20 protein-coding genes are annotated in these 25,085 nt (G+C 42.3%); 13 read left to right on the forward strand and 7 right to left on the reverse strand.

Annotation, left to right across the window (positions count from 1 at the left end; all coding sequences use genetic code 11):
- The first annotated feature begins 9 nt into the window (after positions 1 to 9).
- Together P1X15_RS08145 and trxA are read left to right on the forward strand one after the other, a co-directional pair.
- Positions 10 to 2,292: a c-type cytochrome gene (locus P1X15_RS08145; protein ID WP_277337653.1), complete on the forward strand. Its 2,283-nt coding sequence runs from the start codon at positions 10 to 12 to the stop codon at positions 2,290 to 2,292.
- Between the two features lie 142 nt (positions 2,293 to 2,434).
- A complete protein-coding gene (trxA, locus tag P1X15_RS08150; protein ID WP_277337654.1) occupies positions 2,435 to 3,130 on the forward strand; it encodes a thioredoxin in 696 nt (231 codons plus the stop codon).
- Positions 3,131 to 3,166: 36 nt separating this feature from the next.
- Here trxA and P1X15_RS08155 read toward each other — a convergent pair whose 3' ends face one another.
- Entirely contained in the window at positions 3,167 to 4,039 is an 873-nt protein-coding gene (locus tag P1X15_RS08155) for a cation diffusion facilitator family transporter (RefSeq protein WP_277337655.1), read from the reverse strand.
- Positions 4,040 to 4,206: 167 nt separating this feature from the next.
- Between P1X15_RS08155 and P1X15_RS08160 the strand changes: the two genes are divergently transcribed.
- Both P1X15_RS08160 and P1X15_RS08165 read left to right on the forward strand, forming a co-directional pair.
- The gene (locus P1X15_RS08160) at positions 4,207 to 4,542 is read left to right on the forward strand and encodes a PadR family transcriptional regulator (RefSeq protein ID WP_277337656.1); all 336 of its coding nucleotides are present in this window, start codon (positions 4,207 to 4,209) and stop codon (positions 4,540 to 4,542) included.
- On the forward strand, positions 4,539 to 7,172 hold the full coding sequence (locus P1X15_RS08165; protein WP_277337657.1) for an ABC transporter permease: 2,634 nt from the start codon (positions 4,539 to 4,541) through the stop codon (positions 7,170 to 7,172). The genes P1X15_RS08160 and P1X15_RS08165 overlap by 4 nt, the downstream gene beginning before the upstream one ends.
- A gap of 65 nt (positions 7,173 to 7,237) precedes the next feature.
- Here the strand turns inward: P1X15_RS08165 and P1X15_RS08170 are convergent, their stop codons facing one another.
- The 3 genes from P1X15_RS08170 to P1X15_RS08180 form a co-directional block, all read right to left on the reverse strand.
- On the reverse strand, positions 7,238 to 8,488 hold the full coding sequence (locus tag P1X15_RS08170) for an MFS transporter (RefSeq protein WP_277337658.1): 1,251 nt from the start codon (positions 8,486 to 8,488) through the stop codon (positions 7,238 to 7,240).
- A gap of 237 nt (positions 8,489 to 8,725) precedes the next feature.
- On the reverse strand, positions 8,726 to 9,160 hold the full coding sequence (locus P1X15_RS08175; RefSeq protein ID WP_277337659.1) for an NfeD family protein: 435 nt from the start codon (positions 9,158 to 9,160) through the stop codon (positions 8,726 to 8,728).
- Positions 9,161 to 9,262: 102 nt separating this feature from the next.
- Positions 9,263 to 10,171, reverse strand: coding sequence for an SPFH domain-containing protein (locus P1X15_RS08180; protein WP_277337660.1), 909 nt, complete (start codon positions 10,169 to 10,171; stop codon positions 9,263 to 9,265).
- 349 nt (positions 10,172 to 10,520) lie between these two features.
- Between P1X15_RS08180 and P1X15_RS08185 the strand changes: the two genes are divergently transcribed.
- Positions 10,521 to 10,922 carry a hypothetical protein gene (locus tag P1X15_RS08185; RefSeq protein WP_277337661.1) on the forward strand — a complete coding sequence of 134 codons (402 nt, stop codon included), beginning with the start codon at positions 10,521 to 10,523 and terminating at the stop codon, positions 10,920 to 10,922.
- Positions 10,923 to 10,931: 9 nt separating this feature from the next.
- On the opposite strand, the gene P1X15_RS08190 is transcribed toward P1X15_RS08185, so the two are convergent.
- Positions 10,932 to 12,413, reverse strand: a complete 1,482-nt coding sequence (locus P1X15_RS08190) for an aldehyde dehydrogenase (NADP(+)) (protein WP_277337662.1) — start codon at positions 12,411 to 12,413, stop codon at positions 10,932 to 10,934.
- 153 nt (positions 12,414 to 12,566) lie between these two features.
- Positions 12,567 to 13,025, reverse strand: coding sequence for a nuclease A inhibitor family protein (locus P1X15_RS08195; RefSeq protein ID WP_277337663.1), 459 nt, complete (start codon positions 13,023 to 13,025; stop codon positions 12,567 to 12,569).
- A gap of 48 nt (positions 13,026 to 13,073) precedes the next feature.
- Here P1X15_RS08195 and P1X15_RS08200 point away from each other — a divergent pair, with 48 nt between their 5' ends.
- On the forward strand, positions 13,074 to 13,667 hold the full coding sequence (locus P1X15_RS08200; RefSeq protein ID WP_277337664.1) for a DUF937 domain-containing protein: 594 nt from the start codon (positions 13,074 to 13,076) through the stop codon (positions 13,665 to 13,667).
- A gap of 134 nt (positions 13,668 to 13,801) precedes the next feature.
- Entirely contained in the window at positions 13,802 to 14,131 is a 330-nt protein-coding gene (locus tag P1X15_RS08205; protein ID WP_277337665.1) for an L-rhamnose mutarotase, read from the forward strand.
- 62 nt (positions 14,132 to 14,193) lie between these two features.
- Here the strand turns inward: P1X15_RS08205 and P1X15_RS08210 are convergent, their stop codons facing one another.
- Positions 14,194 to 15,255, reverse strand: coding sequence for a saccharopine dehydrogenase C-terminal domain-containing protein (locus tag P1X15_RS08210; protein ID WP_277337666.1), 1,062 nt, complete (start codon positions 15,253 to 15,255; stop codon positions 14,194 to 14,196).
- Positions 15,256 to 15,615: 360 nt separating this feature from the next.
- On the opposite strand from P1X15_RS08210, the gene recJ reads away from it, so the two are divergent.
- From recJ to P1X15_RS08240, 6 genes are all read left to right on the forward strand, one after another.
- Positions 15,616 to 17,340 carry a single-stranded-DNA-specific exonuclease RecJ gene (recJ, locus tag P1X15_RS08215; RefSeq protein WP_277337667.1) on the forward strand — a complete coding sequence of 575 codons (1,725 nt, stop codon included), beginning with the start codon at positions 15,616 to 15,618 and terminating at the stop codon, positions 17,338 to 17,340.
- A gap of 45 nt (positions 17,341 to 17,385) precedes the next feature.
- A complete protein-coding gene (gene lptB, locus P1X15_RS08220; RefSeq protein WP_277337668.1) occupies positions 17,386 to 18,117 on the forward strand; it encodes an LPS export ABC transporter ATP-binding protein in 732 nt (243 codons plus the stop codon).
- A gap of 152 nt (positions 18,118 to 18,269) precedes the next feature.
- Positions 18,270 to 18,788, forward strand: coding sequence for a DUF4199 domain-containing protein (locus tag P1X15_RS08225; protein WP_277337669.1), 519 nt, complete (start codon positions 18,270 to 18,272; stop codon positions 18,786 to 18,788).
- A gap of 143 nt (positions 18,789 to 18,931) precedes the next feature.
- The gene (gene gldF / locus P1X15_RS08230) at positions 18,932 to 19,660 is read left to right on the forward strand and encodes a gliding motility-associated ABC transporter permease subunit GldF (RefSeq protein ID WP_277337670.1); all 729 of its coding nucleotides are present in this window, start codon (positions 18,932 to 18,934) and stop codon (positions 19,658 to 19,660) included.
- A 92-nt stretch (positions 19,661 to 19,752) separates the two neighbouring features.
- Complete coding sequence (locus P1X15_RS08235; RefSeq protein ID WP_277337671.1) at positions 19,753 to 23,496, forward strand: hydantoinase B/oxoprolinase family protein; 3,744 nt, start codon at positions 19,753 to 19,755, stop codon at positions 23,494 to 23,496.
- A gap of 58 nt (positions 23,497 to 23,554) precedes the next feature.
- On the forward strand, positions 23,555 to 25,051 hold the full coding sequence (locus tag P1X15_RS08240) for an XRE family transcriptional regulator (protein ID WP_277337672.1): 1,497 nt from the start codon (positions 23,555 to 23,557) through the stop codon (positions 25,049 to 25,051).
- The last annotated feature ends 34 nt before the right edge of the window (positions 25,052 to 25,085 follow it).

The raw sequence follows: 25,085 nt of genomic DNA on the forward strand, positions 1-25,085 counted from the left end.
GCATTTCTTATGAAACGTACATTTTGGAATATTTTCATATTAAGCTCGTTTTCAATTCTTTTCCTGACGGCTTATCATGACATGAGTCGTACTTCAAGCACATCGTCAGAAGACCCTTTTGATACTCCCCGCACCGTAAGTCAAACCCCCAATACCGTGCCCCTTTCACCCGAAGAGAGCATGAAAACCTTTAGAGTACCCAAGGGTTATAAATTGGAATTAGTAGCAAGTGAACCCATGATTTCGGAGCCAGTGGCATTGGCTTGGGACGGCGACGGGCGCTTGTATGTAGCTCAGATGGAAACTTACATGCAAACTGTATTGGCCGATGGACAGGACCAACCCCACAGTCGAATCATGCGTTTGGAAGATACTGATGGTGATGGTAAAATGGACAAAAGCACCGTTTTTCTTGACAAACTTTTACTACCGAGGGCGATATTGACCGTAGGCAAGGAGTTGTTTGTCAACGAAACCAATACTTACAATATCTACGCTTATAGCGATACCAACGGCGACGGCAAAGCGGATAAGAAAAGGGTAGTATATGAAAACAAACGCCAAGCCTTCGGGAATGTGGAGCACCAACGAAGTGGCCTAGATTGGAACCTCGACAACTGGATTTATGAAACTATCGACCCTATTCGGTATCGTTATAAAAACGGACGTCTCCAAGCCGATACACTGCCCAATCCTGCGGGTCAGTGGGGGCTTACTCACGATGATTATGGGCGAGTGTATTTTAGCCGAGCGGCCGCAGGTGTGGCAGCATCAGGTTTTCAGATAAATCCTAGCTATGGATTGCTTGATTTTGCCGATGCCCTCGAAAAAGATTTTAGCCAAGTCTGGTCTACTATCAAAACCCCCGATGTCAATGGAGGGCCTAAAACCCTGCGTCCCGATAGTACGATGGCTACTTTTACTTCTATTTGTGGACAATCAGTCTTCAGGGGCGACCGTCTTTCCAAAAGTATTCAGGGAGATTATATTGCTGCCGAACCCGTAGCACGAGTCATAAGGAGAGCCAACATTGAGAATCGAAACGGAAAAATCTTTCTTTCAAACGTTTATCAGGAAGATGAGTTTGTATCCTCTACCGACATGAACTTTCGCCCCATCAATACCTACACTGGTCCTGATGGCTGTTTGTATATTTTGGATATGTACCGAGGTATTATTCAAGAATCTACATGGGCACAGCCCGGAAGCTATCTTTATGACCAAATCAAATCGAAAGGGCTTGACAAAAACATTCAGCGAGGACGTATCTATCGGCTTGTATATGATGGCATAAGTCCCGAAAAAGCACCCAAAATGCTGAGCGAATCGACTCAAAAACTCATCCATCATCTCAATCATCCCAATGGCTGGTGGCGCGACAATGCCCAAAGGGAAATCATTATCAGAAATGATAAATCGGTAACTCCCCTCCTCCAACAAATAGCATTAGGTCAAAAAAGTATTCTTACAAAAACACCTTCCGATTTGGCACGAATACATGCACTATGGACACTGGAAGGACTAAGCACACTTGACAAATCGCTTTTAGTGAAGCTTTTAACTGACCCAAACCCCGAAATACGCAAAATGGCCGTGTGGGCAAGTGAGTCGCTTATCAAAAAAAATGACCCTCAAATTTTGGAAAAATTATCATGGCTCCAAAATGACGAAAGCTATGATGTACTAGCGCAATTGCTCACCTCTATTTCTCTCAGCAAAACACCAAAAGCTACCGAAATCGCCAATGCCATTTTGGGCAAGCACCCCAACAATGAGTTACTAATAGGCATTAAAAATACGTTGCAAAAAACCGAAGAATCTAAAAAAATAGGCAGTGGGCGGTTGTATGCCTTAAACCCAACCGACCGACAACGCGTAGTAGAAGGAAAACAGATTTTTCAATCCTTGTGCGCTACTTGTCATGGGCTCTATGGCGAAGGTTCCCCTGCTAAGACCGCTCCGCATTTGGCTGGTAAATTTAAACTGCTCGAAAATCGCAATGAGGTCATCAAAATCATGCTACATGGGTTGACTGGGCCCGTAGATGGTGTCACCTATCATGAATTGATGCCTCCTATGGGAACCAACAGCGATGAGTGGATTGCTTCCGTCTTAACTTATGTCCGCTTTGACTTGTGTATGCAGAGTTTTCCACAAATATCAGAAGGCTACCTCAACAATTTTGTAATCGTAAAACCCGAACAAGTAAAGGCTATTCGGGAAAAAAATGGCAATAGATCTAAACCTTGGACGTGGGAAGAACTTTTTGCGGAAAAGAAACAAGGACGCTAGGTTTATGTTGTCACAAAAGAGATAGAGGCTATCTATTTATTCCCCAAAAAGTGAAATCCTCTATCTCTTTTACAAGCCATATTTGCCCCAAACATTCCACAAATAAATCGTAAATTGCGAGCCACATCAAGCTTCGCAAACCATGAAATACAGTTGGTCTTTAGTATTTATCTTTCTTCACTTTATTGTCAAATCACAAACGGTCTCGGTAGATACCTTTGCGGTACAACTAAAGCAATATCCTCATCCACAACTTATTGATGTAAGAACACCCAAGGAATTTGGCGATGGGCATTTGCCCGGAGCTATCAATATCGACTCCCAAAGCAAGGATTTCACCAAAAGCCTTGCTAATTTAGACAAAACTCAACCCATTTTTGTGTATTGCTTGTCGGGTGGACGCAGTAGCACGGCTATGGCCAAACTCCGCAAACTTGGCTACACCAATGTACTAGATTTACAGGGGGGATATTTGAAGTGGGCTTCGCGTATGATGCCAGTCGAAGGGGTTTCAAAATCAAACGCCCAACCAGAATGGCCCGAAACCCGGTTTGACAGCCTTCTTCATGCCCGCTCTTTGGTGCTTGTAGATGTGTATGCGCCTTGGTGCGGCCCCTGCAAAAAAATGGCACCGATTATTGACAAACTCTCGACCGAAATGGCCTCTACTGTCAAGATAGTCAAACTCAATGCTGACACCGAAAAACCTTTCATGGCCACTTACAAAGTAGACGAGTTGCCTACATTGCTCCTTTTTGAAAATGGAAAACTCCTCACTCGTCAGACGGGTTTTCATAATGAAACAGCTTTAAGAGCCTTGATTAAGCAAAAACCTTAATTTTATAAAAGCTCGCCCCTTTATAGCATGAGAAAACTACATATTGTCTGGCTCAATATGAATCAGGACATGCCCCAACTGAGGTAATTGACTCCTTAAAGTATTTTTGAGTTGATGCGCAATCTCGTGTCCTCGCCTTACCGTCAAGTCTCCTTTGACGGTGGCGTGTAAGTCCACATGGTATTTCAGTCCCGCTTTCCGAATAAAACATTTTTCGGTATAAAGTACTCCGTCAACTGTTAGCGCAATTTGTCTTATCTCCTCTACCAGGTCGTCATAAACATGCTCGTCCATGATTTCGCCTAAAGCAGGACGAAAAATAAGGTAGCTATTATATAAAATAAAACCCGAGGCAAAAAGAGCAGCCCAATCATCAGCGGTTTCGTAACCTTTTCCGAATATCAATGCTATCGTAATCCCCCCAAAGGCCGTCACCGACGTAATAGCGTCGCTACGATGATGCCACGCATCGGCTTTGAGGGAAGAGCTATTGGTTTCTTTGCTTTTTTTAAGTACAATCTGAAACGAAATTTCTTTCCAAATGATAATTCCGCCCAACACAAACAAAGTCCAAGCCTTGGGCAGTTCGTGGGGTGTTTGGATATTTTGGATACTTTCATACGCAATGATGGTAGCAGAAGTAATCAAAAACCCAACTACCACAAATGTAATCAAAGGTTCTACTCGCCCATGTCCATAAGGGTGATTTTGATCGGCAGGTCGATTGGCGTATTTTAGACCAAAAAGCACCAATATTGACGAAAATATATCTGCGGTAGATTCGATAGCATCCGCAATCAAAGCATAAGAATTCCCAAAAAAACCTGCTAGCCCTTTGAGAGCTGCTAAAAGAGCATTGCCTACAATACTGAAATAAGTAGCCCGTATGGCGGTTTGTTCTTGTGTCATCTGCTTGTTTTTAAAATTACTTCTTTCCTCCCTCTTCGTTTATAGGTTATAAAGCTAGTAGTAGAAATTTATTATAGAAATTAAAGTTTTAAAAAATATTTTACATACAAATAACGAATAAATAATTTTTATTTTACATACATTTACACAATAAATACACCTATTTTATGAAAGGAACGCATTTAGGCGAATTTGAAGAGTTAGTTTTATTGACCATTGCTGCCCTTAGCAGCGAAGCATACAGCGTGGCGATTTGTGATGAATTAGAAAAACATACTGGACGCACCACCAAACTCGGGGTGGTTCATGCCGTACTCAACCGACTAGAAGAGAAAGGATTAGCAAAGAGCTACTTAGGAGAAGCCACCAACGCACGCGGCGGTAAACGTAAACGTTATTATGAAGTAACACAAGTTGGAAAAATCGCCCTTACCCACGCTCGCGACATTCGTGAAGGGCTTTGGCGGATTATTCCTGACCTTCATTTAGGCGGAGCGTTATGAATAATTCTCTACCACCTAGCCCACCTCGCTGGGCGCAAAGGCTCCTTTTGTGGTATTGCCGGCCCGAACTCGCCGAAGATTTACAAGGCGACCTCAATGAGTTTTTTGAACGAAATCTACGCAAGCACGGGCTTTGGTATGCTTGTCTTATTTATTGGGTAGATGTCCTCAAATTTATTCGTTCTTATACGCTACGTACCCCTGAGTTTCACCTTTTATTTATCAATTATATCATGATTAACAGCTATTTTAAAACCTCGATTCGTAGTTTGTCTCGAACCAAACTCTTTTCTTTCATCAATGTAGTCGGCCTTGCCATCAGTATGTCGGTAGGACTTTTGATGATTTCACTTTTGAGTGATTTACATTCTTATGATGATTTTCATGCGAAGAAATCTCGGATTTATCGCATCATTACCACGCTACATCCCAAGGGAAATGCCGATATAGATTTGGCTTCAAGCTCGGTATTGGCAGGCAAAAAAATCAAAGAATCTTTTCCCAACATTGAGAGTGTGACGCTCTTACGACGGGGCTTCGGTGGCGACGCCCAAGTCGGGGAGAGCATTGTACCAATAGGAGGTTTGTGGGCTGATTCTTCATTTTTTAAAGTATTTTCATTTACGTTGCGGGCAGGCAATCCTACCACAGCTTTACGTAATCCTTACTCAATAATATTGCCCGAAAAAACTGCTCATAAACTCTTTGGCCATAGCGATGTTTTGGGCAAAAGTATTCGCTTCGATACCACTAATTATACCATCACAGGTATTATGGAAGATATTCCCAAGCTCTCCCACCTTCGCTTTGATGCATTGGTATCATTTGCGAGTATAGATTTGAGAAATGCTGATTCCGATGGTCATTTTTTGAATTGGGATAATGTTTATTCAAATTATGCCTATGTGTTACTTCCAGAAAACGGTCATCTACAGACCTTACAAACCAACCTAAATAAACTCTGCACCACCCAAAACAAACAACTGAAAGACTTACAGATTGAACTATCAGCCCAACCTTTGACGAAAATCGTGGTAGGCAATAATCTGGAAAACGCTATCGGCCCTACCATTCATCAAATGGCCATATGGATACTAGGAGGGTTAGTAATAGTCGTTATTCTGTCGGCCTGTTTCAATTATACCAACCTGTCGATTGCACGTTCGTTGCGTCGCTCGCGCGAAGTAGGTGTACGCAAAGTTATGGGAGCTTTAAGAGGTCAGGTTTTAGGGCAATTTATCATTGAGTCCGTTATTATTTCACTGCTTGCTTTCATATTTTCTTTTTTACTCTTTTTGGTGTTGAGGGAGCAATTTTTATCGTTGAATCCTCACCTAGACAACCTCGTATCGCTCAGAATTTCACTCAAACTTATTGGGTATTTTATTGTTTTTTCAATGAGTGTGGGCATCGTTGCCGGTTTTTTGCCAGCGTTGTTTTTTTCACGACTCAAAGCTCTACAAGTTTTGAAAGGAACCTCTTCAATTCAACTTTTCCGTCGAGTCAATTTGCGCAAGAGCCTCATTGTAGTTCAGTACACACTGTCGTTGATTTTTATCACAACTACTGTCATAGGTTATCATCAATACAAAAGCTTTTTAGTATTTGACTTGGGATTTTCGACCGAAAACATCCTGAATATCAAACTACAAGGCAACAAAAGCGAATTGTTACGCAAAGAATTGGCAGAAATTCCGGCCGTGAAAGGCATTGCTACTTCGCGGCTTGTGACGAGTTTGGGGAGTATTTATGGCACGATGATTAAATACCAAAGCCCCACCGATTCTTCCAATGTAGCACTCAATTTTGTGGATGAACGCTATTTACCTCTTCATGGACATCGATTACTAGCAGGTCGAAATTTCACATCCCATACCCACGAAAACAATAGCACCGAAATCATTGTAAATCAACAGCTTCTCAACCGTTTTGATATCACTCCTCAAAACCCTTCAAAAGCTTTGGGAGAGCAAATCAAAACCCTGGATGGTAAAAAATACACCATTGTAGGCGTCCTCAAAGATTTCCACTATGGTACGGTAGAGCGCAAAATTGAACCTTTCATGATGCACTACTCACCCGAAGAATCGGGGGGATATCTCAACCTCAAAATCAATTCTCAAGACTTACCCTCTACAATGAGTCGCATTGAGGAGGCATGGAAGCGAATCGACAAAACCCACCCCTTGGAAGCGCACTTCTATGATGATCAAATCCAAGAAGCCTATCAACAATTTTCGGTCATGGTAAAGGTAATTGGCTTTTTGGCTTTTTTGGCAGTCATTATTGCATCGATGGGGCTATTTGGGATGGTAGTGTTTATGACAGAAACCAAACTCAAAGAAATTAGTATTCGAAAAGTAATGGGTGCAAACGAACCCTCTTTGATTTACTTTTTAAGCAAAAGTTTTATTGCCCTGTTGATACTTTCAGCGGTCATTGCTTTGCCACTTACCTACTTCTTCTTTGATAAAGTAGTCTTGGTCAAATTTGCTTATCATCAGCCTATTGGTTTGGGTGAATTAATGACAGGTTTTGTCATGGTAGTGGCTTTGGCTTGTATACTTATTGGAACCCAAACCCTCAAAGCTGCCCGTACTAATCCTGCCAAAGTGCTTAGAAATGAATAAAGCTGCTCTGTTATTTCTCTATTTTGACCTTTCATAATGAAGGGTCAAAATAGCAGTTTGCTACACTACGACAACTGCCGAGGCTTGCTTACCATCAAAGTCAGTACACTAGCTACCAACACCGCAAAAGCTAACAAAATATAAGAAGCATAAAAAGAACCCGTAAGCCCATTGAGATAGCCTACCAAATATGCCCCCACAAAAGACCCTAAAGCCCCCATACTATTGACTAAACCGATAGCACCTCCTACGACATTTTTAGGTAAAAGCTCCGTCAGAAGGGCAAAAAACGGCCCATAAGGTGCATACAAAGCGCCTCCTGCCAATACCAACAAAGCATAAGAAAGCCAGAAGAACTCACCTTTCAACCCATAAGCACCTACAAAAGATACCGCTGCTATCAGCAAAAATGGCCAGATAAAAAGTTTACGATTTTGGGTTTTATCAGAATAGTAAGAAGCGCCAAACATCCCTACAATCGCCAAAATATAAGGCACTGCCGACAGCCAGCCCGTGGTGATAATGTCCATATTTTGCCTTGACTTAATGATAGAAGGGAGCCACATCACAAACCCATATACCCCCAAACTCCATAAAAAATAATGAATACATAAAAGAATAACGGCTTTAGACCGAAACGCCTGCCCATAATTTTTGACTGGTTTTATGGATTCTTGTTCTTTTTGTAAACGTTGTTCGAGCACTCCTTTCTCTTCCTCCGAAAGCCAAGTGGCTTCGCGTGGTGTTTCGGCAATCATTTTCCACCACACAAAAGCCCAAATGATACCCGGCACTCCTTGAATGATAAACATCCATCGCCAGCCTAAAGACTCAATAAGATACCCCGACAATACCGACATCCACAAAACCGTAACGGGATTACCCAAGATTAAAAAGGTATTGGCACGCGAACGCTCCTCTTTCGTAAACCACTGACTCAATAAAATAAGCATGGAAGGCATCACGGCACTTTCTACTACGCCAAGCATAAACCGAATCACTATCAACGAAGGTACATTGCTTACCATACCCGTAGCTGCGGCCAAACTCCCCCACAAAATCAGAGAAATGAAAATTAGTTTTTTTGCACTCTTATGTGAAGCATAGTGCGCTCCAGGTATTTGGAAAAAGAAATATCCTAAAAAAAATAGAGAACTAAGTAAAGAGGTAGTTGCTTTTGAGATATGAAGGTCTTCGTTCATTCCTCCTGCCGCTGCAAACCCAAAATTAGCTCTGTCGAGATAAGCAAGACTGTAGGTAATAAAAGCAATAGGAATAATGCGATACCAACGGATTTGGGGAAGAGGGCTAAGCATAACTAATAAAGCTAAGTAAGAGTAAAATTGGGAAAGTCTTTCAAAATAGCGCTGCGCTTTCGAGCAAAACTACAACTCTTTAAAAGGCACTAAGAGACGCAATTGCCCTAGCTGTTGGTAAAATAAACTTATATATACAAACTACTACATCACAATCATTTTTATTTTTACTAACTAAAAAACGACGAGCCACCATTGAAAAGCAATGGTGGCTCGTCGTTTTTAGAATACAATTGTCTATTGGGCAACTATCAGCTTAATACCATCTAGTTGTTTGATAGTAACCAACTGTCCAGGAAGGATATCCTGACGATTTTCGGCCAAAGCAATCCATTCTGTACCACGATAAAAAACCTTACCTTCGCCTTCCGACGGAATCCGCTCTACTACGGTAGCTTTATCGCCCACATATTCAGAATATTCGAGAGATTTATCGTTCCGTTTGAGAAGGCCTCTCAATGGTTTACGTAGGGCAAATAATGAAATCACTGATACAATCGAAAAGCAAAAAAGTTGAGCGTTGATGGTAGGAGTCAGCCCTACCCAAGTCAAAATAGCGGTCACAAATGCCCCTACGCTCAAAAACGCAAAAACAAACGTTATTGATAACAGTTCCGCAATCAACATTGCGGTTCCGATAATAACCCAAACTTGGGTGGACGTAATTTCCATTTTTCTTCAAATGTTAAAAGTTTGCACTTTCACTATCAATCAGACTACATGCCTACAGCACTTTGCCTGCTGATGCCAAAGCAATACTCGGTGACAAACAACCTACTTTTGTTGCTGCTTTACCACACTCATTGCTGCCGCAATCATCGAAGACATATCTCCGAAATTGGCCGGCAAAATCATGGTATTGGTGCTTTTGGCTAAATTACCAAATTGTTGCACCAGCTGCTCCGCTACTTTTAGCTGTACAGCGTCCATACCGCCTTTTTCTTGAATAGCCGCCGCTACTACTTTTATACTCTCAGCCGTAGCATCTGCTACTGATTTAATGGCTGCCGCTTGTCCCTCTGCTTCGTTGATTTGACGCGTCTTGAGGGCTTCTGATTCCAATACTACTTTCTGTTTTTGTCCTTCAGCCATGTTGACGGCGGCCATTTTTTCACCGTCGGATTGTAAAATCAAAGCCCTACGCTCGCGCTCGGCCTGCATCTGCTTTTCCATAGCGTGCAATACGCTTTGTGGCGGAGTTATATTTTTGATTTCATAACGCAGCATTTTTACCCCCCACCCTATGGCAGCTTCGTCAATAGCTTGCACTACCGCTTGGTTGACAGTAGTACGTTCTTCAAAGGTCTTGTCCAAATCAATTTTTCCTATTTCCGAACGCATGGTGGTTTGAGCTAGCTGAGTTACCCCAAAAACATAATCAGAAATACCGTAAGAAGCCCGTTGAGGATCAACTACTTGCAAAAACAAAACGCCATCTACTCGCACCTGAACGTTGTCGCGAGTGATACAGATTTGTTCGGGAATATCAATTGCTTTTTCTTTCAAACTATGTTTATAAGCAATCCGGTCAAAAAAGGGAATTACCCAATTGATACCCGGCTGCAAGACACCATAAAATTTTCCGAGTCGTTCTACAACAAAAGCCGTTTGTTGAGGTACCACTTTTACGGTCATCCATACAAGCAACAAGGCCAAAACGACAATTACGATAAATGTAATCATTTCAAATAAAGGTTAAGAGTTTAAGAGTTTAACAGTTTAGAGATTTCGAATTCATAAACCTAAGCAAAAGTAACCTAGATTTATCAGCACATCAATGCTTTCGGGATGAAGATAACAAAACTTATCAAGAACGGTAAGTTCTATTGATTGAACGGTTTAGAGAATAAATTAGCGTTCTTGTTTTCTTACAAATACACATAGATTTTAACTAATTCTTTACAACCAAACAGGGCTCAAATACGTCTTATGGGATGTTGATACTTTGACAGGCTCCGCTAAAAGAGAACTGATTTTTGTTCACAAAAAATTATTTAAACATTGCACCGCATTTAAAACCTTTCTTTATAGTATGAAAAATCTCTTAGGACTCTTATTATTTTTTTCTTTGGTAGCTTGTAAAGAAGACGCCCCCTCCAATCAGCTTGTAGGAACCTGGAAACTTGTTTCCTATTGTGTTCCTACAAGCTCTACTACTTGCAACTCGGTCGTGGTGCCCGATTCAAAAAGAGTTTTCGTTTCTTTTACAAAAAATGGAGAGTTTGGAGAAGGATATCAAAATACAATTCCGGCTGAATATGCTTTTTTAGGCTGCGGAGGAGGCACTTATGAGCTAATGCCTTCACAACTTCGCATCAGAGCAGTATGTATGTCCTCCCTCAATGGGGCGCTTTTCAATGTTGTTATTCTTGATGACAAAAAACTAAGTTTAAATGGGCCAAGTGGTGGCGAATACACTTTTGAAAAACAATAATAGTTCCCATTAGTCTTTCGTCCATTGATTATCAACAAGCCGCCAAATCTTTAATGGATTACCGTTTTTTAGTTCGTCTGGCAAAAGGTGATTGGGGAAATTTTGGAAAGCAAATGGCCTTACAAAACGTTTTATGGCTCGTGCTCCTACCGAGCCAAAACGCCCGTCGGTACTAGCTGGAAATGGCCCACCATGCTGCATAGCGGCCCCTACTTCTACGCCTGTCGGAACACCATTAAGAATCAATCGACCACAAAGCAGACTGATATTTTCCAACAATCCTTCTGCCTGAATCAAATCAATTTCATTGGCTATTACCGTACAAGTAAGCTGTCCTTCCAAATGACTTATTACTTCATTCATTTGGGCCAGATTTTGGCATTTGATAAGGAGAGCAAAAGGGCCAAAAACTTCTTGATGCAAGGTAGGATTGCTCACAAACTCCACTGCGGTAGTAGAAGCTACCGACGGAATACCCTCATACACTTCGGCGGGCCATTGGCTCTCTGAGGCTAGAGTGACGCCTTCCCGAGAAAGTACATCGTTACGTTTTGTCCGAAAAGCCTTGGCAATACCTTCGTGCAACATCGTTAAAGGCTGTATTTGGCGTATTTCTTCGGCCAATACTTCCATAAACTTATCCAAACCTGCGCCTTCTATTCCTATGATAAGCCCCGGTTTAGTACAAAACTGCCCCATTCCACCTGTGATAGAGGCAGCATACATCTTGGCATATTTTTCTGGCTCATTTCCTAGGGCATTAGGCAGTAAAAATACGGGATTGGTGCTACCCATTTCGGAGAAAACCGGAATCGGTACGGGTCGTTGATTCGCCAAATCAAACAAAGCTTTGCCCCCACCATACGAACCTGTAAAACCTACTGCGGCGGTTTTAGGATGCATCACTAAAGCTTTCCCCACTTCAAAATTAGCCCCATACACGTGTTCAAATACTCCTTCGGGCATTCCGGTACGAATGATAGCCTTCTTGATAGCTTCTGCTACCATAGCGGAGGTTTCGGGATGGGCAGGATGGGCTTTTACCACTACTGAGCAGCCGGCCCCCCACGCTGCTGCGGGATCTACGCCCGCCGTAGAATAAGCAAAGGGGAAATTGCTTGCTCCAAACACCACCACTGGCCCAATCGGTACTAGCATATTACGCACATCAGGTTTGGGTAAAGGTGTTCTTTCGGGCTGCGCCGTGTCAATCGTCGCTTCCAACCACGAGCCTTCCTCAAGTACATCAGCCACATGACGCAGCTGAAAGCAAGTACGCCCTCTTTCTCCCACCAAACGCTCATAAGGCAAGTGCGCTTCGCGCATCGCTACTTCTATGACGGCATCACCAAGTAGCTCTAGCTCTTCGGCAATGGTCCTGATAAACAAAGCCTTTTCTTTGGCCGACTTGCTACGGTATTTCAAAAAAGCTTGGTAGGCGCGATCCATCGCGCTCTCAATTGCGGGAAGTGTGGTATCTTGATACATCATGTATTGTATTTTATTAGTAACAATTTAGCGGTATGCTTTATGCAAAAAGTCATAAGCTTTTTGGTTTTATCGTACACGAGAGCTTGAGACTGCACTTTTCTAAAGAAGCTTACAACGAAGGAGCTACCTGTTTTAAAAAATTTGTTTGGTTTACTAGGTTTCGACCACTTTGGTTTTCAGGCCTCCCCATTCTTTTTCAGACATAGGACCTACCAAATACACATCAATTTCTATCTGTCCTACTTTAAAAGCCTGCATTGGGGCTTGAATGTGGGTTTCTAGCAAAGCTTTCAAACTTTCAAATTGCGCCACTTGTTGTTTTTCTTCTTCTCCATACCAATCTTCAATGGTAGTGACAGGCTCCCAAAATTTTTCTGGTTCAATTTCTTGCACTGAAGTTTCGGGTGGAAGCCCCAAAAAAAACTCTAAGTCACTCACGGTTAGAGGAGAAGCCACATTGACTTTTAATTGTATCCATTCGATTGGCTCGTCTGATTCGCTAGGATAGTACAAATTTTCTAAAAAAGGAGTGACTTTTGAGATCCACGACGTCTCAATGCCGATGTCACTCGAATTAGAATCCGATTGATTCTCAATTTGATTGCTTTCCATTTTGTTATTTTTCTAAATTTGAACCAAACTTAAAACATTTTCAAGACAATGCTAGAGCAATTAATGGGTCTTATCCAAGACAACTCTCAGGATGCTATCGTAAAAAACCCTGCCATCCCCAACCAGTTCAACAGCGACGCGATGCAAACAATCTTCAGTTCGGTAGTAGGTGGGTTACAAAACCAAGCTCAAGAAGGCAATGTAGGCGGCCTCATGGGTCTCTTGTCAGGGCAAAGCGGCACAGGTAATAACTTAATGGGAAATCCTATTGTATCGGGTATTGCTCAAAATGCTATCAGTAGCTTAATGGAGAAATTTGGCTTATCAAATAGCGCAGCGGCTGGTATTATCTCTCAGGTACTTCCAGGAGTACTAACTTCACTCATTTCTAAAGTAAGCAACCCTGGCGATAATAGCTTAGATTTTGGTGGTATCATGGGTTCTTTATTGGGTGGTCAGACTCAGCAAGCTCAACAGCAAGGTGGCTTTGATTTTAATCAAATCGGATACGCTTTGGCCGACGGAAAGCTCGACATGAACGATGTGATGAGAATCGGTGGTAGTCTTCTCGGTGGTAGCAGCAACAAAAGTAACTCAGGAGGAGGCTTGGGTGGCTTACTTGGTGGCCTTTTTGGGAAATAAAAATCCTTATATATTCATTAAAACGAAAGCGTCTAAAAGAAATTTTAGGCGCTTTTTTAGTTCAATTACAAAAGGTAAAGTCATCCATTTTTCTGCTTTAATAGTTAATCTTTTTCATTTATTCTATTAGTATTATGCCAAGATATTGTTTAGCCCTTGACCTCAAAGACGACGAAACGCTAATTGCCGAATACGAAAAATACCACGAAAAAATCAGACCCGAGATTGCGGAGAGTATCACCAGCTCGGGTATTACCAACATGGAAATTTACCGTATCGGCAATCGTTTGTTTATGATTATGGATACTACCGATGACTTTTCATTTGAGGCCAAAGCCGCCGCCGATGCCGCCAACCCCAAAGTACAAGAATGGGAAAATCTGATGTGGAACTATCAGCAAGCATTGCCTATGGCCAAAGAAGGCGAAAAATGGCTCGTGATGAAACCTATTTTTAAGCTTTAATACTGAACGCTGGCGACGTTTGAAACGTCGCCAGCGTTGAAACCCATTTTCAAATTAGCATATCAAACTTCCTCATTGAAAAAAGCGCCATTTTGTGTAGCAAGAAAAGCGTCAAGAGGAATTTCTTCTTGTTTGATAAAACCTTGTTGTGACAATGTTCCGGCTGCCACCATCTCCACCACTGCTGCAATAGAAGCCGCAGTAGTCCAAGAAATAGCTCGCCAATGTTGTCCGTCAATTTCGCGAGGATGATAGGCTCTATAAAATTCTTCTCTGGCCAAACTACCTGCTTGCCAGCCTTCTACCACGGCATATACATATACTACATCTTGTTTTACGGGAGGCTTGGCTGCGGTCAAAATCTCTTCAATTTGCGCTCGACGGTTTTTCATAATCAATTCATAAAGCAAAAAACGCATCAATTTAGCATGCCCCGGATACCGAATCGTTTTGTAATTAAGCGTATCTACTTTTCCTAAGTAAGTTTCGCACATAGTGCCTAGACCTCCAGAAGTACTAAAAGCTTCAAATTCTTGTCCTTCGATATTGATTACTTCGATACCATCAAGCGACGATACCATTTTACGTTCGCCATTGTGGATGACTTCTGCGTCGTTGATATACTCATTGATAACCCCCGCCGGTGACCACGTAAACGAGTAGCCCAACAATCCATTTGGATAACGAGGCAGTGCACCTACCCTCAATTCTATGTCGCGGAGTTTATCAAATCTTTTTTCCAAATCTGCTCCTACAATACCAATCAGACCCGGAGCCAACCCACACTGCGGTGCCATGACCCCACGGTGGCCAGTAGCCATCTCCCTAATAGCCGCCGTAGTAGGCACATCTTCGGTCAAATCAAAGTAATGAATCCCTATTTCATGAGCAGACTGAGCAATGGGCAAATTGAGATTGTAAGGCATACACGACACCACGGCATCATACTCTTTCAAAATTTTTTTGAGAAGGTCGATATTTGTCACATCGCCTTCTATAATCTCAAAAGGCAAGGATTTAGATGGACGTCGTAAATCTAAACCTCTGACAGTAAATTGTTTACTAAGCAAGGTAGCGACCAATGAACCAACCTTACCCAAGCCAATGACTAATACATTTTGCATGGTTACTATTTGATTTTTGGATGAGAAATACAATGAAAATACTAGAACTATTGCCGAAAAATAACGACACGAGAAGACACTAGGGTACAAAAGAACAGGCACTACGAAGGTAGGCCAAGCGAGCAAGATATTTTTTAAGGTCTGGATTCATGACAAAACAAATGTAAAAATCCTTTGTTGTTTGGGCAAGCAGTTGTTAAAAAATCTAAATCCCCTTTCCTAAAAATGCAGTTTCATCAATATCCACAAAACCAAATTCACTGATTATCAAACCAATACACATTGTCATTTATAACTAATTTGATAACAGATATTGAGAAAATTTAAAAGCTGTCGATGATTTTTGTTACTTTGCAAAATATGAATATCAAACGCTGGACATACCCCAACCCTCTGACATCCGAACAAATCGCTCAAGCAGAATCGTTGACCGCCGCCATCAATGTAAATCCATTTTTGGGGCGTCTGTTGGTTCAAAGAGGCATTACTAATTTTGAAGAAGCCAAAGATTTTTTTCGTCCTTCTCTTAGTCATCTCCATGATCCTTTTTTGATGAAAGACATGGACAAAGCCGTCACAAGGTTATTGCAAGCTTTTCAAAATCAGGAGAAAATCATCGTTTATGGAGACTATGACGTAGACGGTGCCACTTCGGTAGCGCTGTTTTATGGTTATCTCAAACAGTTTTATCCTCATCTCGAATATTATATTCCCGATCGCTACTCAGAAGGCTATGGCGTATCGTGGCAAGGCATCGAATATGCCCAGAAAAATGGTTTTACACTTATCGTCACACTCGACTGCGGCATCAAATCGGCCGACAAAGTAGCCGTCGCGCGAGAAAAAGGGATTGATTTTATTATTTGTGATCACCACCGCCCTGACCTCAATCTTCCAGCGGCAGTGGCGGTACTCGACCCCAAACGCGAAGATTGTCCCTATCCTTACAAAGAGCTAACAGGCTGTGGTGTAGGCTTTAAACTTTTACAGGGGCTTTGTCAGCAGGGTTTTGCGGACGAAACCGTTTTGGAAAGCTATTTGGATTTGTTGGTAGTAAGTATTGCCGCCGACATCGTTCATATCACAGGCGAAAACCGTGTCTTAGCAACTTTTGGCCTCAAAAAAATCAATCAACGGCAGCGCATCGGACTCAATGCCCTGATTGATATTGCGGGTTTCAAAAATGAGTTAGACATTACTAATATTGTTTTTGGATTAGCACCTCGCATCAATGCCGCTGGGCGTATTGCGCACGCCAAGGAAGCCGTCCGGCTCTTGCTCTCAAACGACAAAGAACAAGCCGATGCTTTTGCGCAAGAAATCAATCAACACAACAGCGACCGCCGCAACTTCGATACCAGCATCACCGACGAAGCACTCAATATGATCAGGGAGAATCATTGGTTGTTGGAGGCGAAAAGTACCGTTTTGTACAAAGAAGATTGGCACAAAGGGGTTGTCGGGATTGTAGCGAGTCGTTGTATTGAGCATTTTCATCGTCCTACCATCATTCTTACCCATTCCAATGGCAAAGCTGCTGGCTCTGCTCGTTCGGTACCGGGTTTTGATGTTTACGAGGCGATTGAGGCTTGCTCAGATTTGTTAGAACAGTTTGGTGGACATACCTTCGCCGCAGGTTTATCCCTACCAGTGGATAATGTAGAAGCTTTTCGAATTAAGTTTGATCAAATCGTAAGAGAAAGGATTTTGCCCGAACAACTCACTCCTTTGGTGGAGATTGACATGGAGCTGGACTTAAACATTATCAACCCTCGTTTTTATGGTATTCTCAAACAAATGGCGCCTTTTGGCCCTGGAAATATGACTCCCGTTTTTGCGAGTCACGATGTACGAATGAGCGGTAACCCTACTCTTATGAAAGAAAAACACTTGAAGCTAGAGGTATTTCAACCCACACCTCAAGGTGCCGTGAAGTTTACGGCAGTAGGCTTTGGTATGGCGGATTTTTATCCAAAACTTGTAAGTGGCAAACCTTTCTCTATTGCTTATACCATCGAAGAAAATACGTTTCGCGACAAAACTACGTTACAGTTGTATTTGAAAGATATAAAGTTTGAAGCCTAAAGGCTTTTATACACTTCTATCAGGAGTGTGTAAACAAACCAACCCATGATTCTTAGAACAGAAAATTTAATTAAGAAATACGGTTCTCGCCTCGTCAACGACCACGTGAGCTATCAAGTAGGACAAGGTGAAATCGTAGGTTTGCTTGGTCCCAATGGCGCCGGAAAAACCACCTCTTTTTACATGGCTACTGGTCTGGTAAAACCCAACAGCGGCCACGTATACATCGATGACAAAGACATTACCGACCTGCCCATGTACAAACGTGCACGACTAGGCGTGGGATATTTAGCTCAGGAGGCATCTGTATTCCGAACGCTCACAGTCGAAGAAAACATCATGGCGGTGCTTGAAATGACCTCTCTCTCCAAAGCCGAACAAAAACATAAATGTGAAGAACTCCTCGATGAGTTTAGTCTTCATCATGTTCGCAAAAACAAAGGTATGGTGCTTTCGGGTGGTGAGCGCCGACGTACCGAAATCGCCCGTTGCTTGGCCGTTGATCCTAAATTTATTTTGTTGGATGAACCTTTTGCGGGAGTTGACCCCATTGCGGTAGAAGATATTCAGACGATTGTGGCCAAATTAAAATATAAAAACATCGGAATCCTCATCACTGACCACAATGTATCCGAAACTCTCTCTATCACCGACCGTGCTTATTTGCTTTTTGAAGGAAAAATCCTAAAACAAGGTACACCAGAAGAATTAGCCGCCGACCCTCAAGTACGTCGTTTGTATTTGGGTCAAAGTTTTGAACTCAAAAGAAAAATCTAAGAAAATAGGTAATTGGGGCAAAAAGAGCTACCTCAAAAAATCCTTTCAAGATTTACTTTTTGCCATTTATCCTTTATTTTTCTGTCGCTTTTTTGAGATTCTTACCTTTACCGTCATTCTCAATCTAACTAATCCTTTAAACTACCCTTTTCATGGAACCGCAAACAACTACCGCTCGAATTTCCCTTAAATATGGCATTATTTCGGCCGTTGGATCTATCATTTTTATCACTATTTTGTACTTAACAGACCAAAGCACCAATGCTGCCATTAGCTGGTTAGGGATGATTATTCCTATCGCGGCAATGGTGATGGGCATGAAGGAATTCAGAAACCTAAACCAAGGATTCATGACTTACGGACAAGGTTTGGGAATTGGCACGTTGATGTCGGCAATATCTGGTTTTTTGAGTTCTGTTTACACCTACATTTACAACATATTCATTGACCCCACCTTGCGTCAACAAATGCTAGACAAAGTACGTGATGACCTAGAAAGTAAAGGTATGGATGATACCCAAGTGGAGGCTGCACTCGAAATGACCCAAAAATTCTCTACTCCTGGCATTACCTTCTTTGTTGGTATTTTGATGTCGATTATTATGGGCTTTATTTTTTCGCTTATTATTTCAGCTATTTTCAAGAAAGACAAACCATTTGACCTTGAATAAACGTGAAGATTTTATCAACCTTGCAATAATTATTGACACAAAATCAGACTTTCCTAGTTTTATATAAACTTCGTAGAGGTCCGCAAAGCCTTCTTTAAATTTGCCTCGTTACTCAAATTCATAGCGTAATTTGTCCCTTTAAAATGATTGCTATTTTTCGAAAAGAAATCTTTTCATTTTTTAGTTCGCTCACGGCCTATATCGTCATGGGGGTATTTTTGACGGCAGTGGGTTTGCTGCTTTGGGTATTTCCAGATACCAATGTCCTTAATTATGGCTATGCCGATTTAGGTACTTTTTTCAATCTTACACCTTTAGTATTGCTGTTTTTGATTCCAGCTATTACGATGCGGGCTTTGGCGGAGGAAGTAAAAAATGGCACCATTGAATTGCTCCTTACCAAACCATTAGGTAATTGGTCTTTGGTTTTAGGAAAATTTTGGGCCAGCCTGGCACTTACTTTTTTGGCGCTGATTCCTACATTGCTTTATTACTATACGGTTTATCAACTTGGCAATCCCGTCGGCAATATCGACTCGGCAGCCGTATTTGGATCTTATATTGGTCTTTTGTTTTTGAGTGCGGTGTTTGTATCTATTGGATTATGGACTTCCTCGCTTTCCGACAATCAAATCGTAGCTTTTGTATTGGGGGTTTTTATTTGTTTTCTTTTATACACAGGGATTGGTGCCATTGCAAAACTAGATTTTTGGGGAGAATTTTCTTATCCACTTTCTTGGATTTCGCTCGATGAACAATACGCCGACTTAGGTCGGGGGCTTATTGATAGCCGCAATGTCGTCTATCTTACTTCGGTCGCTGTTTTATTTTTATGGATGACCCAAAATAGAATTGCGAGTCGGCGGAAATAACCTAAATTTAAGCTCTTAAAGGGAGGGTTAAAGGTGAAGGAAATCTTTCCTTACTTTTAACCCTTCATCGTTTAAACATTCACTAATCTGCAATGTGGCAAATTTGGATTGATACTGGCGGGACTTTTACCGATTGTTTGGGGCTTAACCCTGACGGACAACTAAGACGAACCAAAGTACTCAGCAGCAGCTTTTTAAGAGGAACTATTTTACAAAAAATAGCGCCCAACACTTACGAAGTTTCGGCTCCCTGGGCTAGTTATGAGGGACTTTTTAGAGGTTATGATTTTAGGGTATTAGGCCAAAATGATTTTTTAAAAGTCGCCGATTTCACAGCAAATAAACTGGTATTAGAAGAAGAGATTTCTGTGCTTCATTACCCTTTTCATTTTGAGATTACGACCCACGAAGAAGCGCCCGTACTAGCGACGCGCCTCATTACTCAAACCCCACTCCATGCATCCTTTCCCGCTCTTACCATGCGCCTTGGTACGACCAAAGGTACCAATGCGCTATTGGAACGAAAAGGCGCGAAAGTAGCTCTTTTTGTTACCAAAGGTTTTGGGGATTTGCTCAAAATTGGCACCCAACAACGCCCCCATTTATTTCAGCTAGCCATTCCTGACCCTGTATTGCTCTATGACCAAGTGATTGAAGTAGACGAGCGACTTGATGCCGAAGGGAACCTGCTCCATCCCTTGGATACCACTAATATTCAGGATATTTCGAGCAAATCGGCAGCTATTTCATTTTTACATAGTTATAAAAACCCAGTTCATGAAAATGCCCTTCAGTCTCACCTACGTGGGCAAGGGCATGAGTATGTCAGTAGCTCGGCCGAATTGTATGCAGGTATCAATTATCTCAAACGCACCCAAACAGCTCTGATTAATGCCTACTTACAGCCTATATTATCTGATTATTTGAGCAATATTACGGCTTCTCTAGGTCAAGAGGCAGTACGCGTCATGACAAGTGCAGGGGGGCTAGTGCATTCAAGTCTTTTCAGAGCCAAAGATAGTTTATTGAGCGGCCCAGCAGGTGGCATGGTAGGTGCAGCAACTATTGCTCAACAACTTGGTTTTGAGCGTTGTTTGACATTCGACATGGGTGGAACAAGTACTGACACGGCTCGTTTTGACAATAAATTAGATGTAGAATTTGTCACCAAAATTGAAGGTATTGAGCTACACAATCCTACCCTCGCCATAGAAACTGTAGCTGCTGGTGGAGGGTCTATTTGCTATTTTGATGGTCAAAAACTACGGGTAGGTCCCGAAAGTGCTGGTGCTCAACCGGGACCCGCTTGCTATGGCGCAGGCGGCCCTTTGACAATTACAGATGTCAATTTGTTGTTGGGCAAAATGGATGCATCACGTTTTGGGGTTCCTATCAATCCAAACAAGGCTCAGCAAGCTCTCCAAATTATCCAAGAACAAATTTTGACCCAAACCCGTCAACAACTTAGTGAAATAGAAATTCTGCGAGGTTTTGAGCAAATCGCCAACGAAAAAATGGCAGAAGCTATCCGACGTATTTCGGTCGCCAAAGGGTTTGCCCCCAAAGATTACCCCTTACTTACTTTTGGAGGAGCGGGGGGGCTACATGGCTGTCAGTTGGCCGATATTTTGGGTATCGACACCGTAATTCTTCCTTACGACGCAGGTCTTTTGAGTGCTTTTGGCATGGGACAAGCCCGTACCCAACGCATTGTAAATCAACAAATTCTTAAACCTTTAGAAGATATACTCCCTGAGCTTGATGAGCTAATTCACACATTGGCAACAGAGGCTACTAAAGCACTACATCAAGAACAAATCAAGGAGGTAAAAGTTGAGTATATTCTATTATATCTTCGTTTCAAAGGACAAGAAAACGCCTTAGAGATTGTCTACCAAAGCGCCGATAATCTTGCCGAACAATTTCGAGAAAGATACCGACAGCTTTTTGGGTACTATCCCAGCTCTCTCGCGATTGAGGTAGAAAGCATCAAGCTGATTGCTAGCGAAAAAGCAGAATCTCAAACTTCTTTTCTCCAATACGAGCCTGTTCATAAAGTCCAACCCTTTAAAATAAGCCCCTCTCAATACGCCATTTTTGATTGGGAATCCTTAGAAGAAGGGGATTTTTTTGAAGGTCCTGCAGTCTTACTCAATGCCACTTCTACCTCATTTATTCCCGAAAGATGGCGGCTAGTAGTTACCCCTACCAAAGACGCTGTGGTGCACAAATCAAATGCTCCTCACCCTCAAGAAGCCCAAGAAAAAGAAACTCAAGAAACCATAGAACTTGAACTATTTACGAATCGTTTTATGGCTATTGCCGACGAAATGGGTGCGCAATTGCAACGCACCGCTTTCTCGGTCAATGTCAAAGAACGTTTGGATTTTTCGTGTGCTATTTTGGACGCTCAAGCGGAGTTATTAGTCAATGCCCCCCATATTCCAGTTCATTTGGGAAGCTTGGGCGTATGCGCTCGCTTAGTACTCCAACGCACTCCCCTCCGTTCTGGGGAGGTTGTGATTGTAAATCATCCCAAATACGGAGGGTCGCATTTGCCCGACGTCACGCTTTTAGCGGGCGTTTTTACCCCTCAAGACGACCTTATCGGCTACGTTATCAACCGTGCTCATCATGCCGAAATAGGAGGCCGCACGCCGGGGTCAATGCCTCCTGATGCTATTTCGCTCGTCGAGGAAGGAGTCGTTATTTTGCCCACTTATTTGGTTATCAATGACCAAATCCAATGGGAAGCTATGGAAGAATTATTTCTGAAAGGGCCATATCCTACTCGCTCATTTACCGAAAATATGGCCGACATCAACGCGGCCTTGTCTTCCCTAAAATCCGGACAAATAGCTTTGCAAGCGTTGGTAGCTCAGCATGGATTGGCGCGGGTGCGGCATTATATGAAACTTCTCAAAGACTCCACCTTTTCGGCCTTAAAAGAAGCACTACAACCCATACAAAATCAAACCTTTACTGCTTTAGAATCTTTAGATGATGGGCATCAAATCAGCGTAAAAATTATAACATCGGCCCAGAAAACTTCACCTAGTTCCCCACTGATTGTTTTTGATTTTAGTGGAACTTCGCCCCGTCATCCTTTCAATCTCAATGCCAATATCTCCATTATTTACAGTGCGATATTGTATGTATTGCGACTATTGGTCAACAAAAACATTCCTCTTAACGAAGGGCTTACCCAAGGTATCGAAGTCATTTTGCCACCTGATAGTTTTTTACACCCTGAGTTTAGTGACGATGCCTCCCTCTGTCCTGCTGTAGTAGGAGGAAATACCGAAGTCAGTCAACGCCTCGTGGATACACTTCTCAAAGCTTTTGGGTTGGCAGCTTGTAGCCAAGGGACGATGAACAATTTTTTGTTTGGCAATGGGCAGTTTGGTTACTACGAAACCATCTGTGGTGGTACGGGCGCTACTTCCCAAGCACATGGCAGGGCCGCAGTACACCAACACATGACCAATACACGCATCACCGATGCTGAAGAACTCGAACGACGCTACCCTGTGCGTCTTGACGAGTTTGCAATTCGCAAAAATTCGGGCGGAAAAGGCCGATGGAACGGTGGTGACGGGGTGGTTCGTGAACTTACGTTTCTGGCACCTTTGCGCGTAACCCTCATTACCCAACACCGTCAAGTAGCACCTTATGGTATAAAGGGTGGCAAAAATGGACAAACAGGACGCCAAACCCTAACTACAAATGACGAAAAAAAGCAAGAACTCAGCGGAATCTGTTCGCTAGAAGTAGTCGCTGGAGATAAAATCAGAATCGAAACTCCGGGAGGTGGAGGCTATGGAAGCCCAATTTAAAAAGTGTCTTATTTCCCCAAAAAAATGCTAAATTTACGGATAAATAAAAGTAAGCAACGTGCCTCTTAACCAAGACAACATACGACTCGTTTTTGGTCTTAAACTAAAACAGCTTCGCCTAGACAAATCCCTATCTCTCAGTGACTTGTCCCAAAAAACAGGCTTATCTATTTCTTATATTAATGAAATTGAAAAAGGGAAAAAATACCCTAAATCAGATAAAATTATAGCCCTTGCTAGTGCGCTTGATGTAGATTATGATTCGTTGGTATCTATCAAATTGAGCAAAAAACTGGAACCTATTTCAGAATTATTACAGTCTAACATCCTTACCGAACTCCCCCTTGATTTGTTTGGAATCGACCCCGCCGACTTGCTCGAAATGCTCTCCGATGCGCCTACTAAGCTGAGTGCGTTTATCGGAACGCTTATCGAAATTGCTCGCAATTACAACATGTCGGTTGAGCAGTTTTATTTCTCTGCTTTGCGAACTTACCAGGAAATGTACGACAATTATTTTGAGGATTTGGAAGAAGAAGCCGATGCTTTCCTAACTCAATTTGCCATACCCGAGGAGTTGATTTTAGATGATAAATACTTGGCCGACTTACTGGTCAAAAATTATGAGTACGAGATTCAGTTTATTGACGAAAAAAAATATCCCGAACTCGTAGGAATTCGTTCTCTACTGGTTCACCGTAGCGATAAACTGCGGCTATTGGTAAGTCCACAACTTGATGCCAACCAAAGGGCATTTGTCTACGGTCGAGAGTTGGGGTACCAATACATGAAGCTCAAAAATCGCCTCAATACCACCCACTTAGTAGAAGCCGAATCTTTCGAACAACTCCTCAACAACTATAAAGCATCGTATTTTGCAAGCGCCATCATCATCAAAGGAAATATATTGGCTCGCAAGCTTTCAGAGTTTTTTGAGCAGCCTTACTTCGATGCCGATGCCTTACTTAATCTGATAGAATACTTCCACAGTACCCCCGAATCTTTTTGCTACCGCCTCAGCAACATTCTCCCCAAGCACTTCGGAATCAGTCAATTGTTCTTTTTGCGGTTCAATAATTATGCTGGCCAAAACCGTTTTGATTTGACAAAGGAAATGCACATTGCCCGCAAGCACAACCCTCATACCGTACGTGATGAGCACTACTGCCGCCGCTGGGTAGCACTGACGATTTTGCAAGAATTAGCCGATTTACAGCAAAAAGGACAATATCATTATACTCTTTGTCGCGCCCAAATTTCCCACTATATCGATACGCAAGACAAATATTTTGTGGTATCTTTTGCCAAGCCCATGTCCCCTACCCCCAACCTCAACGTAAGTGTATCGATGGGGATTCGACTAGATGATAATGTAAGAAGCAAAATCAAGTTTCTCAATACGGGGCAAATCAGCACACGTGAAGTCAACGAAACCTGCGAACGCTGCCCTTCTTTTGATTGTAAAGAACGGATGGCGGCACCCACGGTTTTGCAGCGAAAACGCAAAAATGAAGCGATTCGTAAAGCGATGACTAAGCTAAGTAGCGAGCGGTAGAGCCTCATCCCCTTTTTCTTACAGGAGAAAGAGA

Origin of the sequence: Runella sp. MFBS21, from assembly GCF_029433105.1 — a bacterium.
Taxonomy (GTDB): Bacteria; Bacteroidota; Bacteroidia; order Cytophagales; family Spirosomataceae; genus Runella.